This is a genomic window from Clostridium sp. Marseille-P2415 (assembly GCF_900155545.1).
Taxonomy (GTDB): domain Bacteria; phylum Bacillota; class Clostridia; order Lachnospirales; family Lachnospiraceae; genus Lacrimispora.
Window position 1 is genome coordinate 1,983,932 of record NZ_LT732526.1, and the last position, 22,962, is coordinate 2,006,893.

Consider the following 22,962-nt stretch of genomic DNA (forward strand, 5'->3'; position numbering starts at 1 on the left):
TCAACTACAACCAGTTTATCATTGGAAAGGCGGAGGACAAACAGCATTATCTTTCGATTACGGGTAATATCTTTTTCACTTTCTTGTAAATAAGGACAGTAATCCGTATTTTCCCCTTGAATTCTTTGGTTATTTTGCTAAAATGATAGTGAATCAAATGCATGTAGGAGGGGAGCTATCATGAAATTGCTGATCGTTGATGATGAAGAGCTTACACGCATTGGCCTGATTGAATCCATAGACTGGGAATCTCTTGGAATCTTTCAGCTGTTCCAGGCCGAGGACGGGATAAGCGGTCTTCGTATTGCAAAAGAAGTAAGACCGGAAATTGTTTTATGCGATGTGCGTATGCCCAGAATGGACGGCATTAAATTAGTGGAAAGGCTGGAAAAGCAGCTTCCCCATTCAGCCTTTATCTTTATGAGCGGCTATTCGGATAAAGAATATTTAAAAGCTGCGATTCGTCTGAAGGCCGTCAACTATGTGGAAAAGCCGTTAAATCCGGCAGAAGTCACGGGGTCGGTGAGGGAGGCCTGTCACTGTGTCATGCAGAATATGAGAACCGTGAAAAATGAATTATTCTACTCCAGGGGCACAGCCTCATCCCTTGCCGCTGCCCTCACACATCCCTATAAGGACAGGAAGGAAGCCATAACCGCCCTTGTCCGGGAGCTTGGCCTTAAGCTTTCTCCATATATAAGTTTTACTTCTTTTATTGTAAAACTGGAACAAAGTCAGGCAGATTCCGGCATGATTGACCATTTGCTTTCCGGCTTAGAGGAGTTTCTTTCCCATACCCATATGCAGGTTTACTATGTTTCCAAACATATCCAATACCATATATTCCATATCGCATCTCCTTATCCGCCTTCCGGGCAGGTATTACACCGGATCAGCGCTTTCTTAAAGAGTCATTTAGACCAGGCCGGCGCTTTTTATATCAGCAGAGGAGAACCTTCTGCAGGAATCGCAAAGGCCTATGAGTCTTATGCGTCTGCAGTATCCCTAATGCAAAGCAGTTTTTTCTTTGATTCCGGAACACTGTTCACTCCGGGGACAAAAGCGGGAAACCGTTTGGATCAGACAGGTCCGGTCCGGAGCGGCAGCTGGGTATCCGGCCTTTCAGAAGCTGTGTTATCAAAAAACCGGAATGCCGGCAGAGAACTGCTCCTGGGGCTCTATGAGAATTTCTACCAGCGTCAGGATTTATTTCCCCATGAGGCAAAGGATTTATATTATAAGCTTTTCATGGTTTTAGAAGATTGCCGCCAGCAGCTAAAGCTGGCTCCGGCCGTAGAACCGGAAAATGCCATGAAGCTTCTGGAGAACTGCTTCAGCTTTAAAGAACTCCACCAAAAGCTTTTACAAAAAACAGAGCTGCTTCTCGAAGCCGCCCAGTCTTATGTTCCGGAAAATTCCACGGTCTTTTTTATTAAGGATTATATCCATTCTCATTACAGTGACGAAGCCCTGTCGGTGCGCGACATCGGCCGCCAGGTTTTCTTATCGGCATCTTATGTATGCACTTATTTTAAGAATGAAACGGGACAGACCATCAATCAGTATCTCACTGATTTCAGGATGAAAAAGGCAAAAGAGCTTTTGGCTGACCCCCGCAATCAGATAACGGATATTTCCTGTAAGGTGGGGTACAGCAATGGAAATTATTTCAGCAAAAGCTTTAAAAAGCTGACAGGCTTATCGCCGTCAGAATACAGGGAGAAAATGTTGAGATGAAAAATCTGATTCAAAGAGGAAAAAACTGTTATAACAACAGGAGACTGCAGACAAAATTTACCATTACCCATCTGGTCATCACAACGATTCCCATGCTGGTCATGTTCTTCTTTTTTCACGGAAAACTTTATGACATGGTTTTAGCGGATACCATCCGCACCGAACAGACCGCATCTGCCGGGACCATGCCGCAGATCGATGATCTTATCAATAAGATCCTGCGTGTACAGAAAAGCCTGGAAACAAATGTTTCCCCGGATGCAGTCGGTTTCTGCAATGCGGCGGAACAGTTCATTGACGGTGAACTCATAACCAGCATACGCATTTATATGGATATTCCTGATTCCCGGGAAATCTTTCACAATAAAAACTCACGGCAGATATTCCGTCCTATCCGTGAAGCACAGGGTTCTTACTGGTACGGAATCTTCCAGGGAGACCGCTCCTATGGCTCCCTGTTCTGCCCTGAATTCTATTTGAGTCCCATTGAAGTAAGGGAATTAGGAGACATGGCCTTTATTACGAAGACTTCTATTCTTTATGATAAAGAATACCAGACCTGTTATACAGCTATTTATTATTCTAAATTGCCCTTTACAAAGCTTTTAAAAGACAACTTAACAGAGGATACCAGCGCAGCCTATATCATCAACGACCGGGACAGCACAGTGGCCACTTCTGATAATGCGCTTTCCGGCATCTATCATTTCAGCTATGACCAGGTACGGGATTCCTTTATGTCTTCCAATAATTTTATCTTAAAACACATTCTGGACCAGGATGTTTACGCCGGTTTTTATCATATCCGGAAAGCTGACTGGTTTATGGTAGCTGTCATACCCTCCAGAGCGGTCATCCGGAAAAGCTTTCTGATCATGATCGCTTTTTTCATCATATACTTACTCTGCATCCTGACCGCATTTTTAATCGCCAACAAACTGTCCCATTCCATTACAAACCGGATTTCTTCTGTGATCGGTCAGATGGCAAAGGTCCGGACAGGGCCCCCCACTCCTCTCCCGGCTTCCGTTTATCACGATGAGATCGGCGGCCTGATCGATACTTATAATTATATGACCCGGATGATGAACCGGCTCATTGCAGAACAGGCAAAGGCGGCCGAGGATTTAAGGATTTCCGAGTTTCATTCCCTGCAGGCCCAGATCAACCCCCACTTTCTTTATAATACCATGGATATGATCAACTGGCTGGCACAGCAGGGACGGAACGAAGAGGTTTCGGAAGCGGTCGTGGACCTGTCACGCTTTTACAAGCTGACATTAAGCCGCAAGGGGACCTTAAGCACCGTTGCCGATGAGCTGGAGCATGCAGGCATCTATGTCCGCCTTCAGAACATGCGTTACCATCAGATCATTCATTTTGTGGATGATATGCCGGATTACATGATGGACTGCCCGGTTCCCAAGCTGACATTCCAGCCGGTGGTGGAAAATTCCATCATCCACGGTCTGCTGGAAAAGGTCCCCAAGGGCGGCACCATTGTAATTACCGGATGGCTGGAAAACGATATGGCTGTTATCCTGATTTCCGATGACGGCGTGGGAATGCCTTCCGGGAAGCTTGAGAGCATCCTTTCCGGCAATGGAACCAGCAAGAACGGAACGAACATTGCAGTCTGTAATACGCACCGGCGTTTACAGATCCTTTATGGGCCGGAGTACGGACTGACTTACAAAAGCCTGCCCGGAAAGGGGACTGAAGTTGAGATCCGGATATCATTTAATCCTTTATGAAAACCTGAGCCATATGAATGAGAAAGCCGAGTGTGCGTAAGGAAAACACACACCCTGCGATCAAATACACATGGGGAGGGTTCAAGGGGCCAAGCAGCCATAAGAGCAGCATCACAACAGCAGCATCCCGCATATACCGTCCAAACAGAACACCGATTTTTTCTTCCCTTGGCGACAGGGATAAGTCAGCGCTTATCAGCCAGCGCCGCCTGGGAGAAGAAAAAACAAAAGAAAGAAAAGCAAAAAGCAGGACTCCATAAATCATGATATCAATCCGTTCTCCTTTAGAAAATCCAGTGCTACATCAGCGGGTGTCTGCTGCAATTCATCTACCTTATAGTTCAGTTCACTCATCACATCATCGGTCAAAAGCGGTCCCAGTTCTTCCAGGATCCCGGTGATTTCCGGACACTTTTCCAATGCCTCCGCCCGAACAACCGGTATCGCATAATAAGGCGGGAAAAAGCTTTTATCATCCGCCAGAGTTTTTAAGTTGAATTTTTTTAAAAGCCCATCCGTGGCAAAGGCGTCAATGACATCGACCTCACCGTTTTCCAGAGCCGTATAGCGGGGAGCAGCGTCTAAGGTAAGGCTTTTTCCAATCTGAAAACCATATGCCTTCTGCAGCCCTGATAACCCATCCTCCCGGTTGGAGAACTCAAACGTAGTTCCGGAAGCCAGGGTTCCGCCTATTAAAGCAAAATCGCTGATTTTATTTAAGTTATATTTCTCCGCTGTTTCCTGGGTTACAGCCAGCACATAAGTATTATTAAAATTCATCTGCTTGAGTACTTCTAAATCATACTGCTCTTTATACTCTTTCTTCACAGTCTGATACACCTGCTCCATGTCACTGATCGGCGGATGTTTTAAGATGTCAGTATATGAGGTACCGCTGTATTCAATGTAGAGATCAATATCTCCGCTTTTCATTGCGGCGGAACAGACCTGTGTCCCGCCCAGACTCAGCTTTCTGTTTACGGTAATATCGGTTCTGTCTTCTATTAAATCAGCTACCATATTCCCAAGGATTTCCTGTTCCGTAAAATCCTTGGAACCGATGGAAAGGGTACGCACATTTCCTGATACACTGCCCACAGATGTAAAAAGGAATACAACCGCAATGAACAATGCGGCCGCTCCGAGAATTGCTTTTTGTGCTGTCCGTCTTTTTTTCTTAGCTGAGGTATCTCCCTTTTGAAGGCTGACCGGCGTCACCAGCTTTTCAACCAGACCGAGCAGAAAGTCTACCATCAATGCCAATAAACAGGCAGGAATGGCACCCGCCAGGATCTGGTGGTTATTCACAGTCCGTATGCCGGAGAATACCAGATATCCCAAGCCTCCGGCGCCGATAAATGCGGCCATGGTCATAAGCCCCACCGCTGTTACGGACGCGATCCGTACCCCTGCCATAATGACCGGAAGAGCAAGAGGAATCTGCACTTTTGTCAGCACCTGAAACGGCGTCAGTCCGATTCCTCTGGCCGCCTCCAGCGTCTGGGGATTAATATTATCAATTCCTGTATAGGTATTTTTAATGATGGGAAGCAGAGAATAAAGAACAACTGCAACAATTGCAGGAATGGTACCGATCCCTAATAACGGAATCATGAAACCAAGCAGTGCCATACTGGGAATCGCCTGGATCACATTTGCAACCGACAATACCGGCTTGCTGGCTTTTGCCGCGTAGGATATAAAAATGCCGAGGGGAACTCCGATCAGGATAGCCAGCCCCACCGATACGGCAGTCAGCTTCAGATGTTCAATCAATAAAGAAAGGATCTGGGGATAGTTGCTTCCTATATAATTCCAAAAATTCATTCTGTCTCTCCTCCTTCATAGTCAAAATATTGCTGACTTAGAGTCGTTACCAGACTGCTCCGCGTAATGAGCCCCTTAAGACGCTTTTGTGCATCCACCACCGGAACCGTGGATACATGGTTTTCGGTCACTATTTTCAGCGCATCCAGAATGCATTGCTCCGGTAACAGGGTAGGAAAGTCCTCATACATGTATTGCTCCGCCGGCTGGGTTCTGTCTTCAACGCCTCTTAATCTTTTGGCCTTTACGATTCCGGCCAGACGCCGGCTGTCCCGTTCCACCATGAGAAGGCTGTCAACCTTGTTCTGGCGCATTTTATCAATGCATTTCAAAACAGATAAGTCTTTGGTGGCGGTGACCGGGTTATCGATCATGATGTCCGATACCTTTATATACTCCGGCGAGGACCAGATCCTGTTTTTCCCTACGAAGTTCGAAACAAATTCATCAATTGGGTTGTTCAGGATATGCTCCGGCGTATCATATTGCAGAATATCGCCATCCTTCATAATGCAGATCATATCTGCGATCTTAATGGCTTCGTCCATATCATGAGTCACAAAAACAATCGTCTTTTTTAACTTTGCCTGGAGCTGTACCAGTTCATCCTGAAGATCGGATCTTGTAATGGGATCCAGAGCCGAAAACGGCTCATCCATCAGGATAATATCCGGATCCGTCGCAAAGGCTCTGGCAACGCCGACCCGCTGCTGCTGCCCTCCGCTAAGCTCCGTCGGATAACGGTGCAGAAACTCATCACAGTCCAGCCCTACCATCTGCATCAGCTTCCTTGTGTTATCCTCAACGTCCTTGGAAGGCATCTTTTCAAGCTTTGGAATCAGTTCAATATTTTCCTTAACCGTCATGTGAGGAAACAATCCCGTCTGCTGGATCACATATCCGATCCTCCGCCGCAGAGCCACCTCATCCATGCTGCCGATATTTTTATCATCAATGCAGATCGTACCCGACGTGGGCTTGATCAGCCGGTTGATCATTTTTAAGAGTGTAGTCTTTCCACAGCCGCTCTCGCCAATGATGGCCACCAGGCTTCCATTTTTTATCGTGAATGTAACTTCATTCAGAACCTGTTTTGTCTTATACCGTTTCGAAATACGTTCAAACTGTATCATATTTATCCCTCCTTTTCAGCAAAGTAACAACTCAATTATATTATAAAGTTGTTACTTTGTCAAATTTTTAAAAAACGCCTGAAGCAAACTGGCTTCAAGCGTTGTTATGAAATTCCTATTTGGAAGGATATAAAAATTCTTTTACTCTGTCTGAGGAGTCATCCTGTGTCACAAAATATATGGTATCATTTTCTGAAAGAGCAACGTACGGTCCGGGCGATTTCATGACAGTATCGTTCCTGCTGACTGCAATTACGGTCGCCCCGGTACGCTGCCAGAATTGAATTTCAGTTACCGTCTTATTCAAATAAGCACATTCACTGGTGATTCGTATCTCAAATGGCATAAACGGATTCATTGACCGAAAATGGACCGAAGCCTCTATCAGATCTTTCAGGCAGTCATTCAAATACTCCATTTCCTGTTTCTGGCGGCTGACGCTTTTTAAAAGGTTCTCCTTGATGGTATCAATGGTCTGCCTTTTGCTGTTTTGCTGAATGTATTCCGCTGCTTTTTTCTGGGATCTGATGATGATCCCGTTGCCCTTCTCGGAAGTAACAATCCCCAGATCACAGAGGATGCAGATCGCCCGCCGTGCGGTCTCCGGCGACACACTATACTGGCTGGCAAGAGAGGAACGGGCGTAAATTTTCTCACCTTCCTGATATTCCCCGTTGGCAATCCGGGCAGCCACTTCTACTGCGATCTGCTGATAGCGGGGAATCGCTGTTTTATGTTTTGACTCTATGGCCATGTAATTCACGTTTCCTTTGCTTGTTATAGTATAAAACAACACCAGTATAGCCTAAAACATCACACAAGGCAAGATGATATGCTTAATCTTATTATAGCCAATAATTCCAGTTATACCAGAAAATCCAAGTTGGACTTTCACATATCCTGATGTTATGAATATATCTATATAAATAATGTAAACAGGAAATCGTAAAATGAATGAGCACTATCCTTTTGTAAACCCACCGCTTCCTTATGCCTATGATGCGCTGGAACCATGTATCGACACAAAAACAATGTGTCTTCATCATGACAGGCATTTGCAAACATATGTGAATAATCTCAATAATACTCTTAAAAACTGCCCGGACTTACAGAGCTGGTCACTGGAAAAGCTGATCTGCAACGCTGACTGTCTGAAAAAGGATGTCCGGCAATCCGTTCAGCATAATGGGGGCGGCGTTTACAATCATATTTTCTATTTTAACGGCATGTCTGATTCTGAAACACGCTCACAGGCCGGAATGCTCTATTATGCAATTGTAAAAGATTTTGGGTCTGTCGATGCTTTTTGTGACGAATTTAAAGAAAAAGCTCTTTCCGTTTTTGGTTCCGGGTACGCATGGCTGGTAACAGACCAGGGCGGAATGCTTAAAATCGTAACTACGGCAAATCAGGATACTCCCATTGTTCAAAACCTCTGCCCGATTCTTACCATTGACGTCTGGGAACACGCATATTATTTAAAGCATTATAATGAACGGGAAGCATACATCAATAACTGGTATCAGGTGGTGGATTGGGAACGCGCCAATGAACTCTACCGGAAATGTATATCATGTATGGATTGAATTCCTGACCTGCCCCATCCTATATTGGAGCTTTGCTACATGCCCTCATCTCCTTCCTTCTTTCTGCATGACTTACCACCTCCTCTTAGAAGAAAAACATTTGGATAATGAAATAGAAATTCCAAAAAAACTGTTGTTTGCAATAGCAGACTCGGATGGATATGAACGTATTATCAACAATTTAATACCAAACGTCATCATTCATAGTCAGGCCGCACAAATTAAAATTGAAATGGGGAAAAATGATTCAGAAATTAAAATTCGCATAGAGGATAATAGAATTGGTATTGAGAAAATCCTTGTTTTCCGGCAGGGATTTTCTTTTATGCAAATTGCAAGGTTGATGCAACGTCAACATAGTAGACTGATTTCAACAAGAAAAGGAGGTTCCTAGATTGAGTGATTTTATATTTGAACAAAAAATTTTACAAAACAATATAGGTAGCAGAAAAATGTCGCTAACCTGAATATTCATGTAAAACAAAGCAGCATCGATGGTTTGCTTGATCTAAATGGAACTGGAAGTTTACTATCATTCAAAATTGCAATGACTGTCAATGAATGGATCGATAGAGCCATTCTCCAGTAAATCTTCTATATCCATATCCTCTTCCGTGATTTTAACGATTTTTACAATTTCAAATTCATCACAAAATGCTTTCTTTCAACAAATATAAAATTCTACATGACTTTTTATGCTATAAAATTTACCGCTATAAAAATTCTTGTTACGTTCTTTATCCCATTTTGGAAGAAAATAAGATTCTTCGCTATATGCAGTCTTTATATCTACCCTTAGCAAAATTTCACCTCTTAAAAATTTTTTCTTGATTTTGGTTAACTTTTTTGAAAAATCACTCATAATATAATTGAATGGTTTTTTCAGCCAACCAGTGGCTAATATAAATCATTTCAAATATACGTTAGAAAAGGAGAATTTTATGAAACTTTTTGTTATCATATTAGCTACATTGTTTATAATCAGTCTCGTTGTATGTAGATTAACACAGACAACCAAAACGACCTGCCCAAGTAACACTACATATAAAAGGAGAACCGCTTTCTTTAAAGTAAATATCTTGAAAGTTTTTTCTTCCGAATTTTTTATCGATGAATCAAATTCCGATAAACCTACCACATAACATATATAGAGCTGTCCATACAAATTGCTTTGCGAGACAGCCCATTGTATCGAAATCAATGAATGCGATACGGTAACCTCTCTTTGCCAACTGCTGAGACAATGCCGTGGCTGTGGCCATTTTGACTACATCACCTTTCTCATTTATAGCTATTACTATTACTGCAATCAATAGTCTATCTTCGTAAGTAAAATCGATGGATTAAATTGGTCCATTTTACTTTTTAATACTTGACTATAACAAAGTAAATGGTAAATAACTCGTCTACTTTCCGGTTCCTCACAAACTTGAGATAATGATGTAAAGTTGAAAAAGTTTCTAACAAACTTTTCACACAAAACTCAAGGAGAAACTCCACATGGACACACGACTTGCAACCAACCAGATCCGACTCAGTGAGTGGACCAGGATCATTAAAGACCGTTATCAAAGCGGTCTAAAGGTCGATGAATACTGTGTACAGCACCAGTTATCACGCCATGCCTATTACTACTGGTTAAGAAAAGTCAAAGAAGCTGCTCTGATACATAACAGCTTTGTTGAACTGCCGGCATTCCCGGAAAAAACTGTTCCTACAACAAGTGAAAATCATTTTACTTATCAAATGACCATTGCTATTGGAAATACTGTATTGGGAATTAGCGAATCAACTCCAACGGAACCCGGAAGTATTTATCTGTTTTGCGGAAGAAAAACAGACCGGATGAAAGCACTTTTGTATGAGGGTGACGGCTGGCTGCTTTTATATAAGAGGCTGACTAGCGGTCATCTCCAATGGCCACGCAGTAGGCAGGAAGCGCAATCAATTACCGAGCAGCAATTCCGATGGCTGATGGAGGGGCTTTCCATCGAACAGAAAAGAATCATATCCAAGGTAAGACTGGAACTCTATTAACACTGAATTTCATAAGCATCTTGACAGTTAAATCCGTTATCCCAAAGCTAAAAAGCACCAGAAATATGCTGAATTTCAGAGCTTTTCATGGTATAATGATCCTATGGAAAAGACTACTATTACTAAGGATGAACTGAATAATCTCTCTAAAGATATGATTGTTATGCTTTACTTGCAGCTGCATGAAAGCTTCGAGCTTATTTCGGAGCAAAATACCACCATTCAAAAGCAGAATGAGCAGATGCTTCATCAAGTTGAAAATCTGAAGGAACAAATCTCCATTCTTACACAGAGTCGGTTTGGCAGGAAATCTGAGAAGCTTCTGCCCACAGAAGGCCAATTATCTTTTGACCTTGAAAACATGTGTATCCTCAATGAGGCTGAGTCACTGACTGAGAATGGAATTCCCGAAGAACTGGATATGGAAACAGTCCTTGTTCGTAAGCGCAAGCCTCGTTCCAAGGAAAGCGTGATATCAATCTGAAGGATATCGAGACCATTGTCGTACCGCATGAATGTACTGAAAAAGAGCTCTCAGAACACTTCCCAAAGGGCTGGCATTATCTGCCGGATGAGATATACAAGGAGCTTAAGTATGTACCGGCTCACTTTGAAGTAATGAAGCATCACATCAAAGTATATGCCGGAAATCATGATACAGGCGGAATTCTCCGCGCAGAGGTTCCTCTGCGTCTATTAAGTCACAGCATCCTTACCCCGGAACTGGCAGGAGCTATCATTAACGCCAAATATGTCAATGCAGTACCATTAAACCGGCTTTCTGAAGAGTTTTTGCGGAATGACGTTAACATTCCAAGACAGGACATGGCAGGCTGGATGATCCGTATTTACCAATACTATCTTGGTCCGTTGCATGACATGATGAAGGCAGAGATTATGAAAAGCCATCATATACATTGTGACGAGACTCCATTTGTAATGCCGGAAAAAAGCAAGCAGTACATGTGGGTCTACCATTCACCTGGCAGTTCGGAAAAACCACTGGTCTTCCTTTACGAGTATCCAGGAACGAGAGGGACAGCCGCCCCAAGAGAATTCCTGAAAGGATACAAAGGGACTCTAGTGACAGATGGTTATCAGGTATATCACACCCTGGCGAAAGAACGGTCAGATGATCTGAAGGTTGCGGGATGCTGGTCTCATGCCAGAAGACGGTTCGCTGAGATTGTAAAAGCCAGTGGAAAAAACGGTCCTTCCACACCAGGGCAGAAAGTAGCAGCTGAAGCAGTAAAAAGAATCGCTGCTATCTATCATGTAGATCATATGTATGAAAAATCATCCCATGAGGAAAGACTGGATAACAGAAAAAACTCAGTCAAACCTTTGGTGGATGCCTATTTTGAGTGGGTAAAAGAGTATGCCGGCAAAACGGGACTGGATAAAAGTTCGAAACTGGCAGGTGCTCTTGATTATTCCATCCATCAGGAACAGTTTTTAAGAGTATTTCTGGAGGATCCGGAAATACCTCTTGATAATAATGATGCAGAAAGAAGTATCCGTTCCTTCTGCGTTGGTAAACACAGCTGGCACATCATTGATTCGAAGAATGGTGCCGCGGCTAGCGCTACCTTATACAGTATTGCTGAAACAGCAAAGGCGAATAGCCTTAAGCCATATGAGTACTTCTCATATCTGCTTGAGCAGTTAATGCACTATCCAAGAAATAATGTTCCAGAAGATAAACTGGCAGAATTAATGCCGTGGTCAGAGAAATTGCCAGATCGTTGTAGAAAACTAAAAATACGGTAAATATACCGCCGCCCCAATCGGGCGGCGAACTTATTGACCTGGACTGGTTATTTACCATTTACTCCTATTTCTAAGAAATGTCCCTAAAATACAGAATTATAAAATTTAGAAGAACCGCAAATAATGTATTTTCAAGTATTATTTTTCAATACTCTTCATCGTCGGAATTTGCGGGAGCCTCACTTTATATGCCTTCATCCCGCTCCGTCTAGCGCAAAAAGCCTTGATTTTGGTGTGCTTCCCGTCAAGTAGACAATTAAAAAACAAAAATCTCATGAAAGGGGCTGTTGCACTAGATGAAAGCCTTTTGTCAAGAATCAAAAAACTGTTTGAATATCAAGATTTATGCTGTTTTTAGTTCAAATAGATGCTGACCAATTTTTCCTGCCTGTATTTTATGATGAATCTTATTGATGTTATGTACGATAGCCAGAAGGGCGCTTTCTGCTAAAACATTTACAGTTCCACGACACAGATATCTTCGGAATGACATATCCTCTTTTGTATCAGCAAAAGATCCCTTTCGCTTCTACTGAAACAGCTTTGATACTTCTAAATGTTTGCTTCGTTCCTCCATTGGAATCTTACTGTTATTCCCTTTGATACAGGAAGTTTTAAATAAACATTCTTTACAATCTTCGCAGCTGTAAAGTGTTTTTTCACTTACATAGCCCGTTTTGGATTTAGACTTTCTGATGCCAGTTACTTTTAATTGTTTTTGGTTTTTACAGATATAAACATCCTGTCTGGCATCATACTCCATGTTTTCCTGTCTGCTGATATCTGTCTTATATTTCCTGGTTTTTGAAATTTCATAATTCGATGGTTTAAAAATGCAATCTGTTGGTTCTTTTCAATGAACAGATAGTTTTCTACGCTTTCATATCAAGCATCAGCAATAGAATCTCGAAATATATTTATCTCTTTTTATTCGTTCTTCTCAGCTTCAATCAGATTCATATCTCTCATATTCATTCACGGTAACAAAGTGTGTAGCATAAGCTTCTTCAATACTTGATTTTCCATATTTGCTAAAGCGCAGGGGTATCCTTTTGCCATTTACTCCCCACTGATAATATGCTGTCAATGAGGGGTTTAATTGATTCTCCTCAGCATATGCTCTAAGCTCTTTCATCATTAATGACAGCTTACTCAAGTTGGTTCTACATACTTTTTCCAGGTAAGGTATCCGATTAAATCTCCAGTTTTCGTAATCGTTATATGATAGTACTCCAATCTTCATCAGCATATCCGCAGCCGATATATGATTCTTTTCTTTCAGTATATCGTCCGCAGCTGACCATACCTTTCGTTTTAGTTCAACATTGTTCATATATGTACCGCCTTATCTCCATTTACTTCCAATCAGATATGTTGTATTTATCTAATGGCTCCTTTAACAATTCCACACCTGCATCTGTACTTGTTCTTTTTTATCAAAATAGCCGTGTTCATTATAATATGGCAACTAATATTTTGCTCTTTCTGGTATCACTCATCCCATATTTTCCAGGTTCTGCATGAAACGAACTCCGGTGTGTATACATTTGCCGGTATTTCTGCAGGCTTTTCTCTTTGGTACCGGCCTCTCCCCACGACTCTTTCACCTCACCCAATGCTGCAGCCAGTGCTGCAACACTTTCATAATGAGCACGTTACCAGAACACCCATTTGTTATCTTGAATCTCTGTGCCGTACTCATCGGATTTCACCTTGCTTTTGTTTCCTCAAGATATGAACCTGCATCAAATCTCATATAGCTGAGCACAGTTTCCGCCATAGCTTCAAGAACTCCTCTCGCTTACCTTCCGGAATTTTACGGTAATATTATGAATAAAACTCTTTAATTCATTTTCCCCCATTTCCTTCGTAGTCTGATATACTGTATCTGTAAACTCTCTCAAATTCAATAAATATCCTTTCTCATCTGCCAGCAATCATTCAAATATAATTAACTCTTTTTATATTTAACACAAGCTTAATGTAATGAATATTACAATTTTGTCTTTACTTTTTTACATATTTTAACAATCACTTCACAATGCCTTGAACAGTCAAAAAAGATACCGTTTGAACCTGGTGGTGCCTTGGAGGAAGGTCGCTTTGCTTTTATTCTATATTTCGACTTCCCTTAAGGTTAAATTCATCGCTCTCCCTCCGACCTTGACTTCACAAATTTTATTTTCCTTTATAGCTAAAGACACTCGGATTTCAGATGGCCTTTTCATAGAATAACCTTGTTCAAAAATAATGTGTGAAGCCTGTTCCTCGTTGATTTTTCCATAGTGGTACAAATAACAACCAAGTGCACCGCTTGATGTTCCTGTGGCAGATTCCTCCGGAATACCATATAAGGGAGCAAAGTTTCTACAATAAGCGTTAGCACCATGTAAGGATTTCAAAGAAAAAACGTGGTATCCAACAGTATTGTACTTCTGGCTGATTTCTTTTACTTTCTTCATATCCGGTCTGATCGCATCTAAAATCTCAATGCTTCTTACAGGAACCATAATATCCCGAAGCCCTGTTGATACAACTTGAACCAACAAGCCTGCTGTAATTTGGGAAGTACCGATGTTCAAGGAATCTGCTACTTCATCTTTATCTATAACTTCCGAAAATACAGGAATAGATTGATCCATCATAACAAAATTATCGTTATGAATTTCAATGCCTAGTATTCCTGCTCTTGTTTCTTGCCTATATTTACCTTGTTTTAACAAATTTAGACTTGACATTGCATAGAAGGTGGCAATCGTAGCATGACCACATAAGTCCACCTCTTCATTCGGTGTAAAAAATCTCACTTTAAAATCTGCAGCGTTTGATTGTAATACAAAAGCAGTTTCACTGAATCCAAGAACAGAAGCAATTTTTCTCATTTCTTCCTCAGATAATGAATCTGCATTCATAACAACGCCTGCTGGGTTTCCGCCTTCTTTTGTTTTAGCAAAAGAATTTAATGTGTATACGTTTATTTTCATATATTTCCAAACTCCGACTTCACTTAAGAATAAACCAACTATAAAAACAATTGCATTATGGCATTGTATGACATAATTCGACAATTATTTCTGTATGCCTTGAACGGTCAAAAAAGATGCCGCGAGAGCCTAGTGGGGTCTTGGTGGCAGACATACTTTTAAAACACTCTTATACACTCTGTTTTATCAAATTAATGTAATAGATATATCTCGCTTCATCACCACATATATAATTAAACCTAGTAAACGTTCACGTTTCTTTCTTGATATTGTTTTATAAAATTACTAATTCTTACCTTTTCAGACATTGTTAAAATCTTTACACGAAAAATTTTTAACTATTATGTCTTTTTAACATATCTAAAATAAATTCAACAATCTTAATTGCCTTTTTTCTGTATTATAATCAAATGAAACTAACAATTTTACTTTTTCATCTCCGCTAATATCATCTATTTCAACATTAGTATTAAACTTAGCTATGTTGTAATCATTTATTTCTAAATTATAAATATATGATTCTTGGAGTTTTTCATAAAGCATTGAAATAAATTCATCCACTTTCATATTTCTAATACCTGTCTTCTCCATGGCTGCAATGTTTTTATTTTTTACATATTCAAATTTCTCAGGCTGTACAATAATATTATATTCTTCAAAATCTACTGCATTGTCACTTATAGTATTTAGGCAGAATAATAAATCACTTTTGTCAACAATTCTACTTTCAATTTTATATTCTAAAAATGAAATATAATAATATTGTTTAATACTTCTTATTTCGAAGCCATTCTTCTCAAAAGGATACCCAATTAGATTTATATTTTCAGTATTTTCACGATCATCCTCATGTGACATAATTACTATATTATTATCCTGTAAGCAACACTGACCCAAACAGTATGCCAGGATATCTTTCAAAATATTTGCATACGTCATATCCCCGTAACCAATAAACCACGGGTATTTTCGCAATTGTTCAATAAAATTCTTTATTTCATCCTCAGTTAAATTATTAATATATACCATAAAATATTGTCCTGAATATACGTAATTTGTAGGATTTAATTGAATTATGTTTTCGTCAAAAGCAACATATGCAACATCTTCAGGTAGACCAAAAGTTAAAAAATCGCCATACGAAATTGCATGTTTACGTTTCTTATCAAGTAATGGTATTATTTGCTTAAAGACAAATCCACCATACCACGACGAATCAATTTTATTACTATCGAAGCAAAATACTACTTCTTTTTTATTTCCTTTATGATCTGGTATCAATATTCCTTTTAAAGATTGATATTTTATTTTTTTCTCATCCAGAATTCCAATTGTCTCTTTAAATTCAGAATTTATATTTTTCATTATTTCCGATTTGCTAAGGCTATAATAATTTTTCATAATATCCCATTTTACATTACTTCTCGCATTTATGGTATATATCATACTTTGTCCTTCCATATACTTTGTATTCCTTAGATATATCTAGTAACATTTTGGGATTTTATAAAATCTCCACTTGATATTGTGGTAAATTCATATTTAATTCAATAAATTTAAGGCCAAGGCTATTACAAAGCCTTGCATTTTCCTCCAAGCCGGCCAGTTTAATTAAAGTGGGCATCCCAAAATCAATGCTCATTACACTCCTCCTTAGTTTTGACAGCTTATCATTATCAAAGTAGAAATAATAAAAGTATATCCTTTGCCAAATTCCGCAGTCAATTTCTCAGATAAAAATTTCAATAAACCTTTTCCATACTCTGCACGTTCATTTTTACCTTGTGCTTCAAATATCTGTTTACCAATGTCCCAATAAAATTCTACCATTACGCATTTTTTAGCCCCATTTTTCGCTCGTTTTTCAGTCGAAAACCACTATATTTTGTGGTCTATCCCCTATTTTTCTTATCCAAACCACAATACATCATCATTATCACCGCTTCAACATAAGGTTTTTAGGCTATTCCTAAACAAGTCCACAAGCACTCAAATCTGCTGATTTTACAAGGTCTTTTAAGCATTTTATCTTCTCAACCCTTATGTTTTTGATTAGGCTATTTTTGTCTATTATATTCTATTATATTAAGAAACGAGGCTTAACACATTAGCATCACTTAATGTAGCCCTAACTTTTTCTTAATCAGCGAGAGAGTTTTCTGCTCCACTTTTTCTTCAGTAAAACTTTCCAATATTTCTTCCATAGTTTCAGCACTCCAGAATATCTTCAATTTCTCCTTTGCCCGAGTTATCGCAGTATAAAAAATAGAATGTGATATCTTTTCTGCGTTGCAAGAAGGAATAATAATCTTTACAGACTTATATTCTAAACCTTGAGCCTTGTGAATAGAAACAGCATATGCAATTTGAAAAGGAATAATCGTCTTGATACGTTCATCATCAGATGTTAATTCGTCATCACTTGTAGTTACTTCTAGACGGATTCGTGTTCCAAAATCTGTAACATCAACAAATTCAAAACTTTCATTTTTACATTGTCGTTCTGTTAGAATAGTGTCTATGTCAAGCGTAAACGATATAGCTAAATCATTTCTTAAAATGTCTACTATTCTTCCCTTCAGATTATTATATAATAGAGAGGAACGCTTAGTATCAATAAAAATCACAGGATCTCCCACTTTGAATGTCCACTCAGCCCATGTGTATACTTCGCTTTTAGTATTGGCATTTTGGAAATAAAGGTTCATATTATTTAACCCAAATTTCCCATCATAATTTAAGCACAATACAATCTCATCATCATCCTCAGGAACAAATATTTCTTCTCCTATATCTGCAGAAAACGGACCATCTATTGCAAGCTTTTCAGTAATGATAGGTTCAATTCTTCGAACTTCATCCCATAAGCTCTTTAATTCCTTTTTGTCCGTTCTCCAAGTGTTTAAAAGTTCAATGTTGGCACCATCCGTTTTAATAATATCCTTGACATAATAAAACCAGTTACCGAAATCGATTGACTCAATTTGATAAATATCTCCTGCCAAAACCAACAATGTGCCTTCATTAATTTTTTCGAGTAGCATTTTCATAGTTCTATTGTCTATGGTGCTACATTCATCAACAAAAACTATATCGTAATCTGTAAGCGTAATTTTCTTTGTAAAACTATCAATACTTATAAAATCAGAGTCAGGTCCTGGATTTTCTATACGTCTTTCCAAATTCTGCAAAGCGGTATGAGTTTTTGTAAGAAATAGTTTCTTTTCCTGATTCATCATATTGGAAATATAATTAATCAATGTGGTCTTTCCAGTACCGGCTGCGCCGTAAATTAGCATGACTTGAGAATTTACAAACAATTTATTCAATGCAACTTTTTTTAATGAATCTTCGAATTTTATATTACATTTGCGAAGATATCTTGCATTTGACTCCATTTGTCCTCTGTTATCGATTTTTGAAAGTTCTAATAATTTTTCAATTATAAATAAAGTTGTACTTTCGTAGGAGTCAATTGATAATAAACCATTTTCTTCATTGATTGAAAAACCGTTATTGCACTCCCACTGATCTAGACTGTCATTGTATTTTTTTATTTCATCTCGGTTTGCTACCGAAGCGACATCATAGTACAACTCACCCGTTTCACGTATTAGTCTTTCGATTACCAAGTAAGGCCTTACAGTATTGAGTTTTTCAGAATCATTCGTTATTTCGAGGATATCATTTATACTACCTTTGCTTGTTTTCCTTCCAGCCAGATTTGAAATAAATGGTTTTTTCTCAAATGGATAGCACCTACTCGTAATGTAAAGATCCTCATCTAGATATTTCTTATCAAATGCATTTGGCAATACAGATTCCAGTATTTCTTCCCTCAAGTTTAGTAATATGTACCGTACGGTATGTTTTCCTTTTTTGTTTGAAGATAATGAATACTCTCTCCTTAATTTAAGAATTATCTCCTTAAAAACATCAGTGTTTGTGTTACCATAGATTTGATGCAAAACATTTTGAAAGCTATCTTCCTGTAGATTAATTAAATCAAATAGATTCATACCCGTCTTAGTAAGAAAATCCATTAATGAAATATACTCACCATAATTCTTGCTTAATTTCATGTTGATTTTCAAAATTTTACCTAGCTTATTTAAACATGACGGATCAATAGATGCTTTCCAATTTGTTACTACTTTGACTTTACTTTTCGCACCCCAAAGATTGATTTCAGCATTGGAATATGCAATTTGTATTGAGTAATTAGTTGATATATTCTGTTTTGTATATACAGTTATCCGATTAAATTTAGTTGCATATAGTCCAGCCAATTGCAACGTGATTTCAAAATATCTTTCCCCATTGACAAAGAAAGGGGTCTTTTTTTGAATATAATATCGAGAAGTCCTAAGGTTCTTTGGTGATAAATCAATTACCGCCATGCTTGATGCTATCATTTCATAATACTCTGCATCAAGAGTGTCGGTATGTAAAGGAAATGCTTCTAAGTTCCCTAATACAGCGATATTAAAATTATTTTCCAAAAACCTTCTAATCTCCCATAAATAGCTGTAGTATTTCAGCATCAATCTTTCAGACTGACCTTCATCCGGAATTCTTGAACCAATATATTTAAGGCCCTTCAAAAAATTAGTTAAATATTTTGTCCCAATATTAAACTGAGACAGTTCCCATGCCAACCTCTCATTAACATTTGTATAGCCAAGATTTATTGCATTTAAAACCAAAACAGCATAACACAAATCATATAATCCATTTATGATCCTTCTTGATACATTATCACGAGACTTATTGTCGTTATTGATTCTATCAATTTCTAGTGATATATCTTCACACCTAGTCCCAATAATTTTTATAGCATCTTTTTCCTTGAGGTTATCTCTGTTCAATTTGTTTAGGAATAGATGAAAATCAATAATTCGTTGAAGTTTATGACAAAACTGGTTAATGCTTTCATCTGTATCTTCTATCTCATCTTCGATTTTTAGCTTAATTGTAGCACTATCTTTTTCAAAGTCTATTGATTTGATAAAGCTAGGCGATATATATTTCCAAAAAACACGCTTTTCGCCTCTAATATCTGGATTAAGAACTATAAAAAGAATTCCTGGATCTGCGGTTACTTCTTTTGCTATAAATGCTGGAAAAGCCAAACTTTTTAAGCTATACGAAATTGTATCACCGCTTTCTTTATAATTATGTGTTCCTTTTATCTGGACTATGAAGTTTTGCTCCGGACTCCTAGATATTTCAGGGTCTGAGACAAACTCAAATGTGCCGTCATGATTAGGCCATTTATCATCACAAGAAAAGTTAGTATTGATTCTCCCACCTGAGTTCAGAAATGTTTCTAAAGTTGAAACTGCTGCACGATCTTCATTTGAACGTTCAGAATGTGTCGAAATATGCCGTCTAAATAAATCATCATTATTGGAATACAAAAGTAACACCTCCTAATATTTTTTCTTCTTCGAATTATACTTATTACTCTTTCTCTTTTGACCATCTTCGTTTTTTACAACATTGCTTCTCTTAGTTTTTTCTATCTGCACAGCCTCAAAAACTTCTTTTGATACGATTGCAGGATTGTTTTCTGAAGATAAATATTGGACTTCGCTTTTTCCGGACTTTAAAAGCTCGACATTTCCCATATACTTTTCATTGCTAAGAATAACATCAATGGTTCTTTTACACCAATTTTCTTTTCCAGTTGGCGAAAGAATCTTGCGCTTCTCAAGTTCCTTGGCGATTCCTAAAACACTTTGTCCACCCAGATATAATTCGAATATCAGCTTAACATTTTTAGACAACTTCTCACAAAAAATGATGCTTTCAGTTTAGCATGAATAATGTAAACTGTATAGGACGCCATCTTTTGAAGCACTTACTATTCTTTCCATTTGGTATTAAAGTTTTTTCATAAAATTATCTTTAAATTTTTTGTTTCAAGAAGCATTTATCATACCAATTATTTTAAGCATCTAAATCCTCAAAAACAGACTCCCAGAATTATTTATAATAAAATCTGGGAGTCTGTATTCTATTAATATGCGAAATAATCTTCTTATTTTATAACTTTCTTTTATTAATTTCCTTTAGTGGCAACAGAAATTATTACGCTTATCTATAAATAATACCAAATCTCTCAAATATAGAAGCCGTTTATAATTCTATTTTTATTTTACCATATTTTACATAATACGTATATTACATACTTTATATTTTATATCGACACATTTCGACAATAATTTCAGTATGCCTTGTAGCAACAATAATGATGCCGTAGTCCTCTGGTACCCCCTTAGCGGAAGGTCGACACGTAGGCCGATGGTTCTCCCTAATCCTCTTACTATGTTAATCTTTGCATACCAAGCTTTCAGGCAACCATCTATTTAAGTGATATTTAACATAATATGCCATGTTTTTTCGTTGGTTGTTATCTGTATATAAAGACTTAATAAAGTTATAATAAATATTTTCTACTTTAGCCATCGCTTCCTGCGTGGATTGGGTTAATAAAGGTTGTACTTCTAAGATTACATCCACAATATCTTCATAAGGATCAAAATACAGCCTAAAGTGTTTGCATATCTCTTTTAGACTTTGTTCGGCTACCTTAAGGCTTTCATCGTAATCACCTATATTGATGGGATCGATATATGTAATAAATCGAATAAGTCTGTCGTTATGACACAGTGCTTCTGAATATAATGCTTGAGAATAGCGCAATAAACACAAATCAGAAATTCGTTCGTTATGCTGAAAATACTTGTTGAAAATTCTTTGCTTTTCTATTAAATCTACTGGAGTACCATATGGTAGCTTATTAAAAAATTCTTCTGAATCCAAATTAAGAGCATCCCATTCATTCCACGTGGAGATACCTGGCATCAATGTACCAAAACTACCTGGTTCAAAAAACATATGAGAAATCCCAATCTTATCTTTATCATCGGCAAGTTCTATAAAACGGTAATTGCTTTCATTACACCAATCTGCAATTGCATCAACTTCTGCTGAACTACATTGAGAAGTGTCTATTATGCAAAAGGATTTGCTGCGTAAAGTATCCATAAGTTGAAAATCTGCTTTCCGGGTAAAAAACGAAAATCCAGTCGAAAAAACTTCTACAGCAAAATCTCCGCTGCTATGTACAAAAAATTCTTGATTATCTGATGTTGCTCGTACTTTCTCGCTATAAGTATAGTTAGAATTCAAATTATATGTATAATCAAAATCTGAAATAATATTATTTCCAACCATAGAAAAACACGACCAATACGTGAAATTAGAAATTTTTCTATCATCTATTTCTGAAATTAGTTCTACAGGGCTGATGATATATGATATCCATTCATTATTAGGCAAAGTTAATTTAATTTCAGCGATAAAGTCATTAATCTCTGTCCAAAATTGTTCAAGAGATTTAGCTTTGTTAGAATATTCAACTCCAGAAAGAAAACCTCCAAGATTGCAGTTGTGATATGAAGATAAAAACGCTGGAAGCATATCCGCCATATGGCATACGACCTTTACTCTAGCATTATTGTCTGGAAAAGTCTCATGAGTTTCCATTGAAGTGAAAAGCCTATATTCAGGCATCCAAACAGGATAAATATTACATTGATATTTAGCTTTATCAATTTTATACATATTGTTATAATAGGATTCTACTTGCTCTCTAATCCTCTGTATTCCTTTATTGTCGAAGGCATTGTTTAATTCTACTGATATGCTTAAAGTTTTATTTTCTAAACTAGAGATTTCAATTTGTTCTGTTGGAAAGCACCAGTATCCAGTGTTGCTTAAAGTTTCCCACATAACTAACACTACAGGATAATAGCTTTGCTCCCATATATTTAAGAGAGCAGTCGACAAAGATATTGAAAGTCCTTTGACTGTTTGACGGATATATCCCACCTTTTTTATATCTTCCGTTGTTTTTACTTGTGTTCTAAAAGAAAATTGCGTTCGTATGCTTGCTTTATTATCTTCAGATAGAGAAAAAATATCACATAGTAAATCCTCGCCAAAATCAGAAGTTCCTAAAGGAGTGCAAACAATATTATTTTTTTGGTATGCCAAATTTACAGACAATTCACCGACATTACCAGTAAAATAACTATTTAACGCTTTAACATCTTTACTCAACTTA

Annotated in this window: 20 protein-coding genes and 1 pseudogene; 7 read left to right on the forward strand and 14 right to left on the reverse strand. The window is 38.1% G+C overall.

Annotated elements, in window-relative coordinates; all coding sequences use genetic code 11:
* Positions 1–180 precede the first annotated feature (180 nt).
* Positions 181–1,737, forward strand: a complete 1,557-nt coding sequence (locus tag BQ9856_RS14050) for a response regulator transcription factor (RefSeq protein ID WP_077611594.1) — start codon at positions 181–183, stop codon at positions 1,735–1,737.
* Positions 1,734–3,491, forward strand: coding sequence for a sensor histidine kinase (locus tag BQ9856_RS14055; protein WP_077611595.1), 1,758 nt, complete (start codon positions 1,734–1,736; stop codon positions 3,489–3,491). The genes BQ9856_RS14050 and BQ9856_RS14055 overlap by 4 nt, the downstream gene beginning before the upstream one ends.
* On the opposite strand, the gene BQ9856_RS14060 is transcribed toward BQ9856_RS14055, so the two are convergent.
* The 4 genes from BQ9856_RS14060 to BQ9856_RS14075 form a co-directional block, all read right to left on the reverse strand.
* Positions 3,478–3,756: a hypothetical protein gene (locus tag BQ9856_RS14060; protein ID WP_077611596.1), complete on the reverse strand. Its 279-nt coding sequence runs from the start codon at positions 3,754–3,756 to the stop codon at positions 3,478–3,480. The genes BQ9856_RS14055 and BQ9856_RS14060 overlap by 14 nt on opposite strands.
* Positions 3,753–5,318, reverse strand: a complete 1,566-nt coding sequence (locus BQ9856_RS14065) for an ABC transporter permease/substrate-binding protein (RefSeq protein WP_077611597.1) — start codon at positions 5,316–5,318, stop codon at positions 3,753–3,755. The genes BQ9856_RS14060 and BQ9856_RS14065 overlap by 4 nt, the downstream gene beginning before the upstream one ends.
* Positions 5,315–6,451 carry an ABC transporter ATP-binding protein gene (locus tag BQ9856_RS14070; RefSeq protein WP_077611598.1) on the reverse strand — a complete coding sequence of 379 codons (1,137 nt, stop codon included), beginning with the start codon at positions 6,449–6,451 and terminating at the stop codon, positions 5,315–5,317. Before BQ9856_RS14070 ends, BQ9856_RS14065 begins: the two co-directional genes overlap by 4 nt.
* A gap of 115 nt (positions 6,452–6,566) precedes the next feature.
* A complete protein-coding gene (locus BQ9856_RS14075; protein WP_077611599.1) occupies positions 6,567–7,205 on the reverse strand; it encodes a TrkA C-terminal domain-containing protein in 639 nt (212 codons plus the stop codon).
* A gap of 196 nt (positions 7,206–7,401) precedes the next feature.
* Here BQ9856_RS14075 and BQ9856_RS14080 point away from each other — a divergent pair, with 196 nt between their 5' ends.
* Entirely contained in the window at positions 7,402–8,037 is a 636-nt protein-coding gene (locus BQ9856_RS14080; protein ID WP_077611600.1) for a superoxide dismutase, read from the forward strand.
* Positions 8,038–8,137: 100 nt separating this feature from the next.
* Positions 8,138–8,431: an ATP-binding protein gene (locus BQ9856_RS25260; RefSeq protein WP_235839212.1), complete on the forward strand. Its 294-nt coding sequence runs from the start codon at positions 8,138–8,140 to the stop codon at positions 8,429–8,431.
* A gap of 721 nt (positions 8,432–9,152) precedes the next feature.
* Here BQ9856_RS25260 and BQ9856_RS14090 read toward each other — a convergent pair.
* Positions 9,153–9,350: a nucleotide-binding protein gene (locus tag BQ9856_RS14090; protein WP_077611602.1), complete on the reverse strand. Its 198-nt coding sequence runs from the start codon at positions 9,348–9,350 to the stop codon at positions 9,153–9,155.
* A gap of 187 nt (positions 9,351–9,537) precedes the next feature.
* Here BQ9856_RS14090 and tnpB point away from each other — a divergent pair, with 187 nt between their 5' ends.
* From tnpB to tnpC, 3 genes are all read left to right on the forward strand, one after another.
* Positions 9,538–10,074: an IS66 family insertion sequence element accessory protein TnpB gene (gene tnpB, locus BQ9856_RS24565; RefSeq protein ID WP_159442000.1), complete on the forward strand. Its 537-nt coding sequence runs from the start codon at positions 9,538–9,540 to the stop codon at positions 10,072–10,074.
* Positions 10,075–10,177: 103 nt separating this feature from the next.
* Positions 10,178–10,558 carry a transposase gene (locus BQ9856_RS25265; RefSeq protein WP_235839213.1) on the forward strand — a complete coding sequence of 127 codons (381 nt, stop codon included), beginning with the start codon at positions 10,178–10,180 and terminating at the stop codon, positions 10,556–10,558.
* A gap of 14 nt (positions 10,559–10,572) precedes the next feature.
* Positions 10,573–11,844, forward strand: coding sequence for an IS66 family transposase (gene tnpC, locus BQ9856_RS14105; protein WP_235839316.1), 1,272 nt, complete (start codon positions 10,573–10,575; stop codon positions 11,842–11,844).
* A gap of 343 nt (positions 11,845–12,187) precedes the next feature.
* Here tnpC and BQ9856_RS25270 read toward each other — a convergent pair.
* The 9 genes and pseudogenes from BQ9856_RS25270 to BQ9856_RS14150 form a co-directional block, all read right to left on the reverse strand.
* A pseudogene (locus BQ9856_RS25270) lies at positions 12,188–12,729 on the reverse strand (transposase); the annotation flags it as partial.
* A gap of 61 nt (positions 12,730–12,790) precedes the next feature.
* Entirely contained in the window at positions 12,791–13,177 is a 387-nt protein-coding gene (locus BQ9856_RS14120) for a hypothetical protein (protein WP_077611605.1), read from the reverse strand.
* Between the two features lie 781 nt (positions 13,178–13,958).
* Positions 13,959–14,828 carry a PhzF family phenazine biosynthesis protein gene (locus tag BQ9856_RS14125; RefSeq protein WP_077611606.1) on the reverse strand — a complete coding sequence of 290 codons (870 nt, stop codon included), beginning with the start codon at positions 14,826–14,828 and terminating at the stop codon, positions 13,959–13,961.
* Between the two features lie 360 nt (positions 14,829–15,188).
* Entirely contained in the window at positions 15,189–16,289 is a 1,101-nt protein-coding gene (locus tag BQ9856_RS14130; RefSeq protein WP_077611607.1) for a hypothetical protein, read from the reverse strand.
* A 43-nt stretch (positions 16,290–16,332) separates the two neighbouring features.
* Positions 16,333–16,470, reverse strand: coding sequence for a hypothetical protein (locus BQ9856_RS24570; protein WP_159442001.1), 138 nt, complete (start codon positions 16,468–16,470; stop codon positions 16,333–16,335).
* An 11-nt stretch (positions 16,471–16,481) separates the two neighbouring features.
* Positions 16,482–16,658 carry a DUF1016 N-terminal domain-containing protein gene (locus tag BQ9856_RS14135; protein ID WP_077611608.1) on the reverse strand — a complete coding sequence of 59 codons (177 nt, stop codon included), beginning with the start codon at positions 16,656–16,658 and terminating at the stop codon, positions 16,482–16,484.
* Between the two features lie 287 nt (positions 16,659–16,945).
* Positions 16,946–20,248 carry an ATP-dependent DNA helicase gene (locus BQ9856_RS14140; protein WP_077611609.1) on the reverse strand — a complete coding sequence of 1,101 codons (3,303 nt, stop codon included), beginning with the start codon at positions 20,246–20,248 and terminating at the stop codon, positions 16,946–16,948.
* A gap of 12 nt (positions 20,249–20,260) precedes the next feature.
* Positions 20,261–20,617 carry a recombinase family protein gene (locus BQ9856_RS14145; protein WP_235839214.1) on the reverse strand — a complete coding sequence of 119 codons (357 nt, stop codon included), beginning with the start codon at positions 20,615–20,617 and terminating at the stop codon, positions 20,261–20,263.
* A 544-nt stretch (positions 20,618–21,161) separates the two neighbouring features.
* A complete protein-coding gene (locus BQ9856_RS14150; RefSeq protein WP_077611611.1) occupies positions 21,162–22,958 on the reverse strand; it encodes a DUF4365 domain-containing protein in 1,797 nt (598 codons plus the stop codon).
* Positions 22,959–22,962 lie beyond the last annotated feature (4 nt).